Source organism: Pseudomonas laurentiana (assembly GCF_014648275.1).
Lineage (GTDB): Bacteria > Pseudomonadota > Gammaproteobacteria > Pseudomonadales > Pseudomonadaceae > Aquipseudomonas > Aquipseudomonas laurentiana.
Window position 1 is genome coordinate 330264 of the sequence record NZ_BMQU01000003.1, and the last position, 15286, is coordinate 345549.

12 protein-coding genes and 1 tRNA gene are annotated in these 15286 nt (G+C 61.3%); 5 read left to right on the forward strand and 8 right to left on the reverse strand.

Translation table 11 applies throughout. From position 1 onward, the window contains the following. Positions 1-7 precede the first annotated feature (7 nt). Both IE038_RS05285 and IE038_RS05290 read left to right on the forward strand, forming a co-directional pair. Positions 8-1309, forward strand: a complete 1302-nt coding sequence (locus IE038_RS05285; RefSeq protein ID WP_163931133.1) for an ABC transporter ATP-binding protein — start codon at positions 8-10, stop codon at positions 1307-1309. A gap of 183 nt (positions 1310-1492) precedes the next feature. Then, a tRNA-Gln gene (locus IE038_RS05290) sits at positions 1493-1567 on the forward strand. A 220-nt stretch (positions 1568-1787) separates the two neighbouring features. Here the strand turns inward: IE038_RS05290 and IE038_RS05295 are convergent. Next, positions 1788-3500: an amidase gene (locus IE038_RS05295; RefSeq protein WP_163931137.1), complete on the reverse strand. Its 1713-nt coding sequence runs from the start codon at positions 3498-3500 to the stop codon at positions 1788-1790. A gap of 383 nt (positions 3501-3883) precedes the next feature. Between IE038_RS05295 and IE038_RS05300 the strand changes: the two genes are divergently transcribed. The 3 genes from IE038_RS05300 to IE038_RS05310 all read left to right on the forward strand — a co-directional run bounded on the left by IE038_RS05300 (position 3884) and on the right by IE038_RS05310 (position 7214). Continuing rightward, a complete protein-coding gene (locus tag IE038_RS05300; RefSeq protein WP_163931140.1) occupies positions 3884-4858 on the forward strand; it encodes a quinone oxidoreductase family protein in 975 nt (324 codons plus the stop codon). Beyond that, complete coding sequence (locus IE038_RS05305; protein WP_163931143.1) at positions 4855-5790, forward strand: LysR family transcriptional regulator; 936 nt, start codon at positions 4855-4857, stop codon at positions 5788-5790. Before IE038_RS05300 ends, IE038_RS05305 begins: the two co-directional genes overlap by 4 nt. Before the next feature lie 257 nt (positions 5791-6047). Then, positions 6048-7214: an HPP family protein gene (locus IE038_RS05310; protein WP_163931146.1), complete on the forward strand. Its 1167-nt coding sequence runs from the start codon at positions 6048-6050 to the stop codon at positions 7212-7214. On the opposite strand, the gene IE038_RS05315 is transcribed toward IE038_RS05310, so the two are convergent. The 7 genes from IE038_RS05315 to IE038_RS05345 form a co-directional block, all read right to left on the reverse strand. Further along, positions 7188-8051 (reverse strand): LysR family transcriptional regulator, encoded by an 864-nt coding sequence (locus IE038_RS05315; RefSeq protein ID WP_163931149.1) that lies wholly within the window; start codon positions 8049-8051, stop codon positions 7188-7190. The two genes, IE038_RS05310 and IE038_RS05315, sit on opposite strands and share 27 nt — an antisense overlap. Before the next feature lie 137 nt (positions 8052-8188). Next, the gene (locus IE038_RS05320) at positions 8189-9025 is read right to left on the reverse strand and encodes a nitrilase family protein (protein ID WP_163931152.1); all 837 of its coding nucleotides are present in this window, start codon (positions 9023-9025) and stop codon (positions 8189-8191) included. Continuing rightward, complete coding sequence (locus tag IE038_RS05325) at positions 9022-10452, reverse strand: purine-cytosine permease family protein (RefSeq protein ID WP_163931155.1); 1431 nt, start codon at positions 10450-10452, stop codon at positions 9022-9024. Before IE038_RS05325 ends, IE038_RS05320 begins: the two co-directional genes overlap by 4 nt. A gap of 166 nt (positions 10453-10618) precedes the next feature. After that, entirely contained in the window at positions 10619-11701 is a 1083-nt protein-coding gene (gene ada, locus IE038_RS05330) for a bifunctional DNA-binding transcriptional regulator/O6-methylguanine-DNA methyltransferase Ada (protein ID WP_163931157.1), read from the reverse strand. Positions 11702-11836: 135 nt separating this feature from the next. Next, complete coding sequence (alkB, locus tag IE038_RS05335; RefSeq protein ID WP_163931160.1) at positions 11837-12493, reverse strand: DNA oxidative demethylase AlkB; 657 nt, start codon at positions 12491-12493, stop codon at positions 11837-11839. Positions 12494-12608: 115 nt separating this feature from the next. After that, the gene (locus tag IE038_RS05340; RefSeq protein WP_163931162.1) at positions 12609-13601 is read right to left on the reverse strand and encodes an asparaginase; all 993 of its coding nucleotides are present in this window, start codon (positions 13599-13601) and stop codon (positions 12609-12611) included. A gap of 96 nt (positions 13602-13697) precedes the next feature. After that, positions 13698-15140 (reverse strand): alanine/glycine:cation symporter family protein, encoded by a 1443-nt coding sequence (locus tag IE038_RS05345; protein WP_163931164.1) that lies wholly within the window; start codon positions 15138-15140, stop codon positions 13698-13700. Positions 15141-15286: the final 146 nt, after the last annotated feature.

A 15286-nucleotide genomic window follows, 5' to 3' on the forward strand; every position in this document is an offset into this window, starting at 1 on the left:
TAGGGTGATGAGCCAGGACGTGTTGATTGAGTTGAAAGGCGTTGCCAAATCCTTCCGTGCCGCAGATGGCAGTGCACGCAGTGTGTTGGAGCAGGTCGATTTCACGCTGAAGACGGGTGAAATTGTGGCCTTGCTCGGCAAGTCCGGTTCGGGAAAGTCAACATTGTTGCGCATCATGGCCGGCCTGATTCCCGCCGACAGTGGCAAAGTAGGCTACCGCGACCGGCCCATTCAAGGCCCTGTGCCCGGCATTGCCATGGTGTTTCAGTCGTTTGCGTTGTTTCCCTGGCTGACGGTTCAACAGAACGTAGAGCTTGGGCTGGAGGCTCAAGGTGTCTCGGCCAACGAACGAGAAAAGCGTTCCATGGCCGTGCTTGAGCTGATCGGTCTGGCTGGATTCGGCGGGGCGTTGCCACGCGAGTTGTCCGGTGGCATGAAGCAACGTGTCGGCATCGCCCGGGCGCTGGTGGTCAACCCGGACATTCTGTTGATGGACGAGGCTTTCTCCGCGCTGGATGTGCTGACGGGGGAAACGCTGCGCGATGACATGCTTGAGTTGTGGGATGGCGAGCGGATTTCCACCAAGGGCATGCTGATCGTCTCTCACAACATTGAAGAAGCCGTGATGATGTCGGACCGAATCATCATTCTGTCCAGCGACCCGGGGCGTATTCGGTCTGAGCTGAAGATCGGGCTGCCGCGTCCACGCAATGTCGACTCACCCGAGGTGCGAGCCCTTATCGACCAGGTCTATGATTTGATGACCATGCGTCCGACGCATGGCGTGGTCGGCGAAGCGCCGGCCATTGCCCATTTGGCCTATCGCCTGCCAGACACCGATGTCAGTCGTATCGAAGGTGTGATAGACCTGCTTGCCCAAGCACCGTTCAACGGCAGGGCCGACTTGCCGCAGCTTGCTGCAGAGGCTGAACTGTCTGATGAGGAGTTGTTCCCGACCTATGAAGCACTGGCGCTCCTCGGCCTGGCCTTGGTCGCCAAAGGCGACATCGCGCTGACCTCCTTGGGCCATCGATATGTGGCGGCCGACCAAGCACTGAAACAGGACATTTTCGGACAGCAGCTGCTGACACATGTCCCACTGACGGCCCATATTCGTCGCAGTCTCGAGCAGGAGGCGAGCGGTACATTGGCGGAGAAGCGCATTCTGGAGTTGCTCGAAGAGTCGCTCAAGGCTGACGAGGCAAGACAGGTCTTGAAAGTGGCGGTCGAGTGGGGGCGTTATGGCGGCATCTTTGAATACGACTTCCATACCGGTCGACTCGAGTTGCCGCAAACAAGCGAGGAATGACGGTAGCCTGACTGAGGTCTGTTGGAGGCTAGACAGTAAATTGCTGTTTTAAAACCGATTTTTTTGTTTTGGAGGCTTCCCATACAACGCAAAAGTTGATAAATTTCGCACATTCCTGCAGCGGCGGTATCCACAAGCTGCAGAATCAGACAGTGAGTGCCATGCACTCATCGCAACAGATACAGGGGCGTCGCCAAGCGGTAAGGCAGCAGGTTTTGATCCTGCCATGCGTTGGTTCGAATCCAGCCGCCCCTGCCATTTTCATTATCCTCATTCTGGTATGACTCCGTTGTCACGTATTGCTCTGCTCGAGCATGATCGTCTCGACGGCAAGCGCCATGCTGCGATTCTTGTACCAGTCACCGACTCCTACCCCTGAAGTCTCCGGTAGTGCGCCTGTTTGTGCGCGGCCGTATTTCCTGGCATTGGCATGATGGCCGGGATCGAAGCCTGTGCAGCTCCAATCCCGGCCTTTTCGTTACTGGCCAGTCGACAACGGTGGCGTACGAGGAGGGATCACCCGCTTAGTCCCGGTCGATTCAAACGCGCAAGCAAGTCGCAGCAGGGTCGAGTCGTCATAGGCTCGTCCAGCAAAGGTCAGCCCTACGGGCATACCGATGTCCGCCATGATACCCATCGGTACAGTGACGGTTGGAACACCCAGGTGGCGGATGGCAAGGTTGCCGTTAGCGACCCAGACACCGTTGCTCCAGGCAATATCTGCGGCTTTCGGATCGACATCGGCCGTTGCCGGCCCAACGTCGGCTACCGTCGGGAAGATCACCGCATCGAGGCCAAGTCGTTCCATCCAGTCTTCAAGGTCGATCTGGCGGGTCTTTTCAAGCCCACGTAGCCCATCGGGCACGGTTGGGATCTTGTCCCAGGGCGTAATGCCGCGCTCGGCCATCCGAACATACTCATCCATGCCAGCGGCCAGGTCGCCCTCCCGGTTGGGCAGGGTGCCCGGGTCGTGCGGAAAAATCAGCGAGCCGTCCACATCGACCAGACGGTTCAATTTCGGATCACCGTTGGCCTGCAGGAAGTCATCGAACGCCCACGCCGTAAGGTCCCACAACTCGTGATGCAGGAACTCCTTGGACACCAGGCCCCGGGTGAACACGGTTGGTGCGCCCGGACGATCACCCTCGCAATTGGAGACCAGCGGGAAATCGACTTCGATCACTTCCGCGCCGGCGGCCTCAAGCGCCTTGCGTGCGTCTTCCCAGAGCGCAATCACTGACGGACGGGTGTTGATGCGTTGTCCTGTCGGGCCTCCGATACCGGGCGCCTCAGAGGTGCCCGCCTCGGGGTCGGCATTGATGTACATGCGCGGGACACCGAGCCGCTTGCCAGCAAGAGCCTCAGGCTTCGCCGCCAGTGACGGGTAGCTGGCAGGACGAACCGAGGCGACACTCGGAATCGGCACCCAGGGTTGCATCCGCCACAGATCACCCCGCGTATCGGGATCCTCTGCAACCACCACATCGAGCACTTCGAGCAGGTCGGCCATGGTCCTGGCATACGGCACGACAACGTCCATCGTCGGCGTCAGCGGCCAGTTGCCACGCACCGAAATCACCCCACGCGAAGGCGTGTAGGCGCACAGGCCGTTGTTCGAGGCCGGGCCGCGTCCGCTCGACCAGGTCTCTTCCGCCAGGCCGAAGGCTGCGAAGCTGGCTGCGGTGGCAGTGCCGGCACCGTTCGATGAGCCCGATGCGAAGGGGGCGGTGAGGTAGTCGGCGTTGTAAGGGCTTTCCGCGCGGCCGTAGACCCCGCGTTGCATGCCACCGTTGGCCATGGGCGGCATATTGGTTTTGCCCAGGCAAATCGCGCCAGCGGCGCGCAGCCGTTCGATGGTGAACGCATCACGATAGGCCATCAGGTTGGCGAAGGCGGGGCTGCCAGAGGCAGCGGTGAGCCCTTTCACCAGATAACTGTCTTTGGCCGTGTAGGGGATGCCATCGAGTGGACCCAAGGTCTCGCCCCTGGCCCGACGGGCATCGGAAGCCTGCGCGTCCTTGAGTGCATCAGGGTTGCGAACCACAACCGCATTGAGCGCGGTGGGTGTGTCAGGGCCGTCATAGGCATCGATCCTGGCGAGGTAAGCCTGAACAAGCGCTACCGCTGTTGTTTGCCCGGATTCGAGCGCCGCACGCAGGTCGGCAATGGAAACCTCGGTTACCTCGATCATGCGGCTGGTGCTCCGTCACACAGGAAGTTGGACGCTGGGATATCAGTTGTCTGAACAGGAAGTCTCATATTGGTTCTCATTGCACGGCAGGGGCTGGGCTTGCACGTTGAGCCTGGGTAGCGCTTGCGCACGTTGCGGGTGCTGTAGACGCAAAGGCGTCAGTGTAACGGCTCACGGCTGTTGACGGCGTTCGTCAAAGCGGCAGGTTCTGGCAAATCTTGGCTGCAACCCGGGCATTCGGGATTAAACCGGAAGCACATGCACGGTAATTGCTGCACATGATGCATCAATGAACTGCAGTGGCGTCGTCTTGTTCGATTTGAGGCTGCTTTTCATAATCAGGCACACCGTTGAAACACGTTCCTGACCGCAAGGAGATAACCATGGTATCCGTGATCCGGCTTAGCCAGGTGGGCCAGCCTGAAGTAATGAAAGTCGAGACACTGAGCGAACAGACGCCAGGGCCAGGTGAGGTGTGGCTGGCGCATGAAGCAATTGGCGTCAACTTTCTGGATGTCAGCCAGCGCAACGGCGCCGTGAGCATCCCGCTGCCTTCCGGCCTCGGCCTGGAAGGGGCTGGTCGTGTGCTGAGCGTCGGAGCGGGTGTAAGCACGGTACGTGCAGGTGATCGTGTGGCCTATGCAACCGGTCCCCTTGGCGCTTATGCAACGGCCCGGCTCTACCCGGCGGAGCGGTTGGTCAAAATGCCCGACGCGTTGTCATTCGATGACGCGGCTGCGGTGATGTTCAAGGGCATCACGGCGCACTACTTGCTCAAAAGCACCTATCCCGTAGGGCCGGATACCACGATGTTACTTTATGGCGTCGCCGGTGGCTTGGGTGAAATCATGGTGCAGTGGGCAAAGCACTTGGGCGCTACTGTCATTGGCGTTGTTTCAAAGCCTGCCAGCGTTGAAAAAGCCCAGGCACTGGGGTGCGACGAGGTGTTGGTGTTCGATCCCCGCACCCTGGCTACCGAGGTTGCCCGTATTACCCAAGGTAAAAAGGTCGATGTGGTCTACGACCCGATTGGTCGGGTTTCCTTCGACGCCTCTTTGGACAGCTTGCGGCCACGTGGCCTGATGGTGTCCTTTGGCGCATCATCAGGCGCTCCCGCAGCCGTGGCGGTGGCGACGCTCAATGGCAAAGGCTCGCTGTTTTTGACCCGTCCTGCTTTGGCGGCCCACACTGCGACTACGGCTGAGTACCAGGCGCGTGCCCAAGAGGTGTTGTCGGCGGTAGAGGCAGGTATCATCACGCCTCGTATTTGGGGCCGCTATGCGCTGGCAGACGCCGCATCGGCTCATGCCGATCTGGAGTTCGGACGTTCATCTGGAGCGATCATTCTAAAACCATGAATCTTGATGTTCTGGACAATCAGCACAGTGATGAAATCGCTGCGTTCCTCGCGGTGGCGTCACAGGGGTCGTTTGTGGCGGCGGGACGGCTGTTGCAGCGTCATCCTACGGTCATTTCCAAGCGACTGGCTGCAATGGAAAAGCGCCTGGGCGTTCGGCTGGTAGAGCGCTCTACACGGCAGGTGCGCATCACGGATGCCGGTGCAAAACTTGAGCAGCGTCTTCGCTCAGCCGTTGGGCTCATTGTTGAAGCCGAACAGCAGGCGAGCGAGGGGGCTGCCGAGGTCCGTGGAACGTTGCGCCTGGCGCTGCCAGCAGCAATGGGCCGGCTCTGGCTTGGCCCCATGCTGCCCGAGTTTCTCAAGGCGTATCCGCAGGTCTCGATCATTGCCGACTATAGCGAACGTGTAGTCGACATCATTGAAGAGGGATTCGACGTCGCGATTCGGATCGGTGAGCTGCAAGACAGTCGATTGATCGCCAGGAAGTTGTGTGAGCACCGCCGCATATTGTGCGCCTCGCCTGGCTATGTGGAACGGCATGGTTGGCCTGAGACGCCGCAGGATCTCAGCGCACACAATTGTCTGCGGTTCAGTGGGCTGGCGTCTTTTCCGCAATGGCGGCTGCATTGCGGCAGCCGTCAGCACACGGTCGTCCCCAAGGGAAATCTGACGGCCAACGACAGCGAGTCACTGTTGGCCGCGGCCCGTGCCGATGTTGGCATTCTCGGCGCTGGCGAGTGGTTGATGAGTCGGGACATTGCCGATGGGCATCTCTTGCACATTCTGCCGGACTGGCAATTGGACGCTGCAGGTGGTGTTTACCTGGTCAGGCCCTCGGCCAGGTTTCCATCTGCGACGGTGATTGCTTTCAAGGCGTGGATCGAATCCAGGTTTGCCCATGATCTGCCCTGGAACAGGGCATCTCGCTGACCTTCATTCCTCTCCCATCATGCAATGCGTGCGCGCAAACCACCGTGCACCCCTCAAAAAAAATGCAGCGTCCCCTCATTTTTTTGCATTACCGCCATGCTGTTCATCTCCTTCAAAATCCGTCCGCAATCGCGAGTTCTCCCCCCAACCCTGGTTTCCACCCGTAAGGCATGAGCCTTTTGCGTACTGGTTTTGCTGCCACGCAGATCGCTCGGTCTTGGATGGGCGTGTTTTATCAAGAGGTGTTTGCTCGTCCCATGGCTAATCGTGGTCTGAGTCACTGGCTTCAGCGCCTTGCCCCGGCAACGCTGAACATCCCCCCAAAAGAATGGTTTCGCGCCGGTCTCGGTGCCTTGCTCGGTGTGTTCATCTCCGGCTGGTTATGCAGCCTGTTGTTCGGCAGTGCGGTGGCACTGCACCTGCTGGGGCCGTTGGCGGCCTCGGCCGTGTTGTTGTTCGGGGTGCATTCCGGTGCGTTGTCACAGCCGTGGCCACTGATCGGCAGCTACGTCATTGCCACGCTGGTGGCGTTGGCGCTGCATCATTGGATTGGCCCCGGGCTGCTGGCCGCCAGTTCGGCCTTGGTGTTGGCCATTTTGCTGATGTGCCTGTTGCGTTGCCTGCATCCACCCGGCGGGGCATTGGCGGTGAGCCTGGCATTGGCCGATCCATCGCTCGCGGCCTTGGGTGTGCAGGTGCTGGAGCCGGTGCTGCTCAACGCGTTGTGCCTGGTGCTGGTGGCAGTGCTGTACAACCGGGCAACCGGGGTGCGCTATCCAAAGACCGCAGTGCCGCGCAAAGACCTGCACCACACCCTCGACCCGTTGCCGAGTGAGCGGGTAGGGGTCAGTGGCGATGATCTGGATCAGGCCTTGGAGGCCTTGGGTGAATTTGTCGATGTTACCCGCGATGAGCTGGAGCGAATCATAGTGGCCACCGAGCAGCAGGCGTTGAAGCGTAGCCTCGGTGGTATCACCGCCGCGCGCGTCATGTCGCGGGATGTCCAGTTCGCCACGCCCGATACCACGCTGGAGCAGGCCTGGCAGCAGTTGTCGGCCCATCATGTGAAGGCGTTGCCGGTACTCGATGAGACGAAGCGTCTGATCGGTATTGTCAGCCTGAGTGATTTGATTGGTCCTGCCATGGCCCAGCAACGGTTCAGTTGGCGTGCACTGTTTGGTCGGCGTCAGCCGGTGCGGCTTGAGACGATCATGAGTCGGCGTGTGGTCAGTGTCAGCAGTCAACAGCAGGCGGTCACGCTGCTACCGTTGCTCTGTGAGCAGGGCCTGCATTGCCTGCCGGTGCTGGACGGTGAGCAGGTCGTCGGGGTGATCACCCAGACCGACCTGATTGCTGCGCTCAAGCGTCAGTTGCTCAGCAACGTGGCGACGGTGCGCTCAGATCTGCGGGTCCCAGCGTTGTGACCAGTCATTGTCGCGGGCGACGACTTCGCGTAACACGCTGAACGCCTGTTGCAGCGCCGCCGAGTCGCGCTCGCGGGCATACACCAGGTAGGTGGGGTAGGTGAACTCTGGGGCTTGCGGGACGCGCTCAAACACGCCGCTGTCGAGGTAGGCTTGTACCACGCGGGTGCGGAAGTAACCGCTGCCGCCGTGTTCAAGTATGTACTGCAGGGCCATCGGGCCAAGGTTGAAACTCAATGCCGGGCGGGCGCACTCGGGCAGTGCGGCATCGTGCAGGCGGCGGAACGCGTCGCCCCAGTCGATGTACACATAGGGCTCAGGCATGCTGACCTTGCGGATGCGGATCAGTTTTTCTTCCATCAGTTGCTCTACCTGCAGGCCCGGGCCATAGCTCGGCTGGTAGACCAGCACGGCGTCGAGTACACCCAGCTCAAGTTCTCGCAGCAAGGCGTTGCGCTCACTGACTTCACAGCGCACGGCATGGTCGGGCAGCGCCTGGTGCAGGGCGCTGATCCAATTTAGCATCAGCGGGTTGCACAGGCTGACTTCGCCCCCCATGTGCAGCACCTGGCGGCAGCCATCGGGTAATGGCAGATCGCGGCGGGCGGCTTCCCAGGTTTGCACCAATTGGTTGGCATACACCACGAACGCTTCGCCGTCGGCGGTGAGGCTGGCGCCACTGCGGCTGCGCACGAACAGTTGGCAGGCCAGTTGTTGCTCGAGCTTCTGTACCCGGGCGGTGATAGCGGTCTGGGTGACGTGCAGCCGCTCGGCGGCCGACGCCAGGCTGCCGCAGCGGACAATTTCAAGAAAGGTTCTGGCCAGCTCGATATCCATGAGTTCACCTGATCGACAAGGTGGTCATTCTAGTGGTTTTGTCGTGGCACAGGGATGGGTGTCAACAAGGTGGCCGATGGCGGTTTCGGTAAGGCCGACACCATAGAGGCAGTGCCGGCGTTACCAGGGCGATGTGCTCAGTCGTACAGCGCCGGCTGTCGGTCCTGGTGAACGTGATTGAGGGCGCTGATGCGCTTGTCGCGGGCCTCGCCAAGGTCCAGTCTGGCAATGAGCAGTGTGTGCTCGGCCGGAGCATCGTGCAGTGGTCCGGCCAATGGATAGCCGTTGGCATCGACGATTACCGAACCACCGACCCAGTCCACGCCACGCTCGGTGCCGCTACGGTCGCAGGCAGCGATGTACAGTCGGTTGACCGAGGCGTTGGCCTGCACCCGCACCACTTCAGCGGGGCGCTCACCGACAGGGCGCGGAGCGTCCGGCCAGTTCACCGGCGCGCATAGCAGTTCAGCGCCGGCCAGCGCCGGCAGCCGCACCCATTCCGGGAACTCAAGGTCGTAACAGATCATGACGGCAATGCGGCCAAAGCGTGTTTCAACCACCGGTGGTGGGCAGTTGCCGGGGGTGAAGAGGCGTTTTTCATCGTTCCACAAGTGCGTCTTGCGGTACACGGCCTGCACGCCGTCGGCATCGATCAGTGCCGCGCTGTTGTACAGTTCGTCGCGTTCTGTGCGCTCGCAGAAACCGCCGACGATGACGATATCCAGCTCCGTGGCCAGCGCAGACCATTGACGCAGTGTTTCACCGTGGGCGGTTTCAGCCAGGCTCAGGGCTTCGGCCTTGTCGATGAAGACGTAGCCGCTCTGCACCAACTCTGGCAGGACTACCACCTGTGCGCCCTGACGGGCTGCGGCGCGAATGGCGGCCAGCGCCTGGCGCCGATTGTGCTCAAGGTCGCCGATCCTGGGCGCCAGTTGGCAGCAGGCGACGGTGATGCGTGTGGGGGTTGGTTTCATCGTGTGGCTTCCTCAAGCTGGCGGTCGTTAGCGACCAGCAGGCGTTGTTCGGCGTTCAGGTCCAGGGTTCGGCAGAGGCGCGCATAGGTCACCCCGGTTACCAGCAGGCCGACGGCAAAGGCGATATCGGCACCGCCGAGGGCTACGGCAGCAGGACCGGTATAGAAGCTCAGTGACATGAACGGCACCATCGCCAGCAGGCCAATACCGTAGGCGCTCAGGCCCGCTTTGCCCCAGGCGCCGTAGATGCCATTGGGGTTGAAGATCTCGCTGATTACATAGTGACCCTTGCGCACGCCGTAGAAGTCGACAAGGTTCACTGCCGTCCATGGCACCAGGAAGTACAGCATCAACAGGATGAAGGTGTTGAAGCTGCCCAGGTAGCTCTCGGGAATTGCCAGCGCAACGATGAAGACAACGGCAGCGATGATTGCGATGCCCGTGACGCGAATCTTCAATGACGGGGTGACCTTGCGGAAGCTGTCGATGGCGCTGATGCTGGTGAGCATGGCCCCGTAGCAGTTCACGGCCATGATGCCGACCAGGGCCGGTATCGAGATCAGCACGGTAAAGGTACCCAGCCCCGGTATGAACTGATTACCCACTTCGCGCACGCTGCCGATGGCGTCCGGCGACGGCAGGGCCGAGGCCAGGAAAGCGCCAAGCGACATCAGCCACAGGGCCGAACCGGCTGCACCGAGGTAGGTCCAGAACACCACCTTGCGGGTGGGGGTGTCGTGGGGCAGGTAGCGTGAGTAGTCGGATACATACACCGAGTAGCTGATCTGGTAGCCGGCGGCAGCGGACAGTTGCACCAGGAAGGCGCCCCAGGAGAAGTGTGCGTTGGCCAGGGCGGCATCAGCCTGCAGGGTCATCACGGCGCTGACGGTCAAGGCGCCGAACACCACGATCATCACGTAGGTCAGCCAGCGTTGCACCGTGTGCAGCAGGTCATGACCTACCACTGCCAGCACCACGGCAACGGCGATGACCCCCAGGTACCAGGGGGCACGCTGCCCGGGAAGTACGGTGTTGATGGCGTCGGTGGCGAGGATGACGTTGAAGACATTGAAACCGATGTACACGAATACCACGGCGGCGAAAGGCACGATGGCGCCTTTGAGACCGAACTGGGCGCGTGACTGAATCATCTGCGGCAGGCCCATACGGGGGCCCTGGTTGGCGTGAAAGGCCATGAAAAAGGTGCCGAAGCAGACACCGATGATGATCGCAAGAATCGAGTACAAGGCACTGAGGCCCAGTGCCGGGCCGGTGAAACCCGTAACCATGGTGGTGAGGACGAAGTTGCCGGTAAACCAGAATGGCGCCTGATGCCAGACCTTGCCGTGGCGTTCGGTGCGCGGCACGTAGTCGATGGAGCGAACCTCGATTTTCGGTCGAGCGTTGACCGGGTTGGCGTTGCTCACTGGGAACCTCACGTCTTGTTGTTGTGTACGCGTGTACAGGGCCCGCCTTGGCGGACATAAGTGGGGTGGATGTTCCGACAGCGGGCAAGGTCGAGGGAATCGGCGTAGGGAAATAATCACTTCAGAAATTTCTGAAGTAATACCGGTGGTTACCTGAGGCCGGTCATCAGGGCTTGACTTCACGCGCCAGCAAGGCGCGTTTACGCTCCACGCCCCAGCGATAACCCGACAGGTTGCCGTCGCTGCGCACCACGCGATGGCAGGGGATCGCGACGGCCAGTGTGTTCGCGGCGCAGGCCTGTGCAACGGCACGTACCGCCTTGGGTGAGCCAATGCGCTCGGCGATCTGCGCATAGCTGGCGGTGGTGCCCGCCGGGATCTCGCGCAAGGCCTGCCATACCCGTTCCTGAAAGGCCGTGCCGCGTACGTCCAACGGCAGGTTCAGACCAAGGGCCGGGGCTTCGACAAAGCCAACCACGGTGGCGATCAGTTGCTCGAAGTTGGCGTCTGCACCAATGAAATTGGCATTGGGGAATCTGTCCTGCACGTCGTACAGCAGCTGTTGCGGGTCATCGCCCAGGAGAATCGCACAAATACCACGTGCACTCTGCGCCACCAGAATCGAGCCCAATGAGCATTCACCCACGGCAAAGCGGATATCCAGGTGCTGGCCGCCGGCGCGGTAATCACTCGGGCGCATGCCGAGCAGGTTGTCCGAAGCCGCATAGAAACGGCTGTTGGAGTTGAAGCCTGCATCATACAAGGCATCGGTGACCCGGCCGCCAAGGGCCAATTGCTCGCGTACCCGGCGTGCGCGGTGGGCATTGGCGTAGCCTTTTGGGGTCAGGCCGGTTACGGTCTTGAACACCCGATGAAAGTGAAACGGGCTCAAACCGGCACACGCCGCGAGGTCAGCGAGAGAGGGAAGTTCAGCGCTGGTCTCGATCAGTCGGCAGGCACTGGCGACTTGGGCTGTGTGCTGGGCCAGCACGCTGGAGGGCGAAGCCCCGGCACGTTTCGATGGACGATAGCCGGCCGCCTCGGCGTCCTCGGGCGAGCTGAAAAACTCTACGTTCTCCGGGCGCGGCAAGCGTGCGGTGCTGCCAGGGTGGCAGTACACACCGGTGGTGCGTACGGCATAGACGAAGCGCTCATGGGCGCTTGTGTCTCGTGCCAGTACCGCTTGCCAGCGAGGGTCCTGTTCCACTGGCGTGGTCGGTACTGTGGCGCGGTCCTTGTCTGTGTTCATGAATGCTGTTCCCGGTGTCAGTGACCTACAGGCTGCACATTAAACCGCCGCGAGCGACCAGACACTCCGACTCTTGCGGTTGAATTCCGTATACAGCGTGAGTCGCGCATCGAGATACGATGAAACGGTCCTTCGTCAACCTGCCTTGCGAAAGGTAAGGTTGATGCGTTGCGCGCCCAGTACCGAATGCAGTGCCTCCCTGATGGGCGCCACACCATGGTAACGCAACCGGTCTTCACCGCCCCAGACCACCACATCGCCATGAAACAGTGGCACACGCTGGGCCTTGTCGGCTCGGTGATGTCCGCCAAAAAGGAAAGTGGCCGGGATGCCTAGAGAGACGGAGATGATCGGCCAGGCATAGTCGCGCTCATCTTTGTCCTGATGCAGGGACATCCGCGCGCCGGGTTGATATCGGTTGATCAGGCAGGCATCAGGTACGAAATCGGGGAAGCCCGCGGCGTCCGCTGCGGCTGTCGCCAGCGCCAGAAACGAGGTTGGCAGCGCGGGCCAGGGCTGTTCAGTGGTGGGGTCGATCGCGCTGTAGCGGTAACCACTGCGGTCGCTTGTCCAGCCCAGGCGCCCACAGTTGGTCAGGGCCACGGACATACTGAAACCGCCTGGGGTGACCATGTGCCGAAACGGCGCCGCCGCGCAGATGGAGTCCAGTGCGGGCAGCAGTGCCTCGACAAAGGGCAGGGCAAACCCGCGCAATACGCAGGCCTGTTGTGCTAGGGATTCTATCGCCTGCGTCGGTGTCTGCAGGCCTTCAAACAGATCGAGTGTGCTCATGGCGCTTGCTTCGCAGTAGGGAGGATGCGGCCTTTGGCCTATCACATCAGCGCCAATGTACTCCATTACGCGGGCGACGGGCTCAGGTTCGCGCAAGCCCGTGCCCAGCGGCCAGTCAGGCGGCGCGCTCACCGCACAGGTCCAGGGCGAACCAGCGTTCGGCCTCGTCCACGCTTAGCCCGGCACCGAGCAGGGCGAACAGTTTGCCCAAGGCCGCTTCCCGGGTCATACCGCCGCCTGATACCAGGCCGGTGTCGCGCAGGCGGCTGCCGGCGGCGTAGGTGTCGAACAGTACGCTGCCTTGTGGGCACTGGCTGATAGCAGCCAGCAATACGCCTTGCTGACGCGCCTCGCTCAGCACCTGCAGCAATGCTGCGTCATCGGATGGCCCGGTACCGCTGCCGTAGCATTCCAGCAGCAGGCCCTGGATGCCGCTGTTGAGCAGGCCTCGTAACTGTTCAGCCTGAAGGCCGGGGAACAGCGGCAGTACTGCGAGCCTGACCGGCGTGCGTCGCTGACGGTAGTCCAGCGTTGCCGGCAGTGAGTCGGCACAGACACCTTCGCGATGACGAGGCTGTACGGCGAACGCGTCGAAGGCTTCGCTGCGCAGTTTGCTGGCGCGAGTACCCTGCAGCAGCGCGCCATTGAAGAACAGGTGTACGCCACGTTCAATGCCTGACGCCATGATGCCGAGGGCGCCACTGAGGTTGTCCCAGGCATCGCTGTTCGGTGTGCCCGCCGGCAGCATCGAACCGGTCAGCACTACCGGAACGTTCAAGCCGAGCAACAGGAATGACAGGGCTGCGGCACTGTAGGCCAAGGTGTCGGTGCCGTGCAGTAACAGGACGCCGTCGTGGCCATCTTCGACCACGGCTTTGACGATAGCGTCCCGCATGGCCAGCCAGTTTGCTTGCTGCATGTTGGCACTGTCCAACAACGGTTCCAGCTCAAGCAGGCGCCAGTCAGGTGCCTGTACCTCGGGATGCGCCAGCAGATAATCGTGCAGACGGGCCTCGAAGCCGCTGGCCGGTGCCAAACCCTGTGGGGTCTGCAGCATGCCGATGGTGCCGCCGGTATAGAGGACGAGAAGGTTTTTTACTGCGCGCATGGAAGTCGTCCAGGCAAATGGAAAAATGCGGTATGAAAGGAGACGGGGAGGGGCCGTGAAGGCCGCCCCGGGGTGGGGCGACCTTCGCGTGGTCACTTAGCGTTGTGCCGGTGCCAGTTGGGGGGCAGCGGGTACTGGACGGTCGGCGTGTTGGCCAGCGGGCCAGGCTTGCGGGTCCAGGTCGAGGTCGGCGAAGCGTGCGGCGTCGAACACTGGTTGCGCGATACCGGCGCGGCGCTGTTCGTCATAGTCACGCATCACCCGCAGGCCGACCTTGAACAGCATGACCAGGGCGGCCAGGTTGACGAAGGCCAGGCAGGTCATGGTGATGTCGGCAAAGGCGAAGACGGTGGAGAGGTCTTGCACCGAACCCCACAGGATCAGCAGCACCACAAGGGCGCGGTAGGCGATCAGCACCAGACGGTTGCGGCTAAGGAACTGCAGGCTGGTTTCGCCCAGGTAGTAGTTGTAGAGGATGCAGGTGAAGACGAACAGCGACAACGCAACGCTGACGAACAGCCGCCCCCAGTCACCGACGACTGCGGCCAGCGAGTTCTGGGTCAGGGCGATACCATCACCTTCAAAGCCTGGGGTGTAGAAGCCCGAGAGCAGGATCAGCAGCGCGGTACAGGTGCAGATCACGAAGGTGTCGAGGAATACGCTGAACGCTTGTACCACACCTTGCGCGGCCGGGTGGCGCACGGCCGCGACAGCGGCGACGTTAGGGGCGCTGCCCAGGCCGGCTTCGTTGGCGAAAACCCCGCGCTTTACGCCCATGACGATGGCGCTGCCCAGCAGGCCGCCGAATGCCGGATCGAGGCCAAAGGCGCTCTTGATGATGGTTTCCAGCATTGCCGGTACGTGCTCGATCTGGGTGATGATCACGTACAGGGTGACACCGATGTAGGCCAGGGTCTTGACCGGTACCAGAAGGTCGGACACCGAGGCGATGCGTTTGATGCCGCCGATGAACACCAGGCAGAGCAAGGCTGCCAGGGCAATGCCGGTCTGACGGGGTTCAAAGCCAAAGGCGTTTTGCAGCGAGTGAGTCACGGTGTAGGACTGCAGGCCGTTGAAGGTGAAGCCATAGGTCACCAGCAGCAATACGGCAAACACCACGGCCATCCAACGCAGCTTCAGGCCGTGCTGGATGTAGTACGCCGGGCCACCGCGGTACAGGCCGTCACCGTCGCTCCGTTTGTAGACCTGGGCCAGGGTGCATTCAAAAAAGCTGCTGGACATACCGACCAGCGCGGTCACCCACATCCAGAACACAGCGCCGGGGCCGCCAAGGGTCACGGCGATGCCGACACCGGCGATGTTCCCTGCGCCGACGCGGCCGGCAAGGCTCAGCATCAGGGCCTGGAACGAACTCAGTTGGCCTGCCTGGCCGCGCAGCGATTCCTTGAACACACTGAACATGTGGCCGAAGTGACGGAACTGGACGAAACGCGAGCGCAAGGTGAAGTAGCTACCCAGGCCGACGATCAGCACGATGAGGAGTTTCCCCGAGAGGAAATCGTTGAGCGCTTCAAGCATGAAGAGACCTCGATTCTTATTGTTTAAGTGAAAGACAAACGACCGCAACAATGCGCCGCAGGCATGACGCGCATGGTTGGCCAAGCAAAGCCTGGTTACAATTTCGCGGATTGATCTCAAGTGATGCGACTTGATGCTAAACTGGC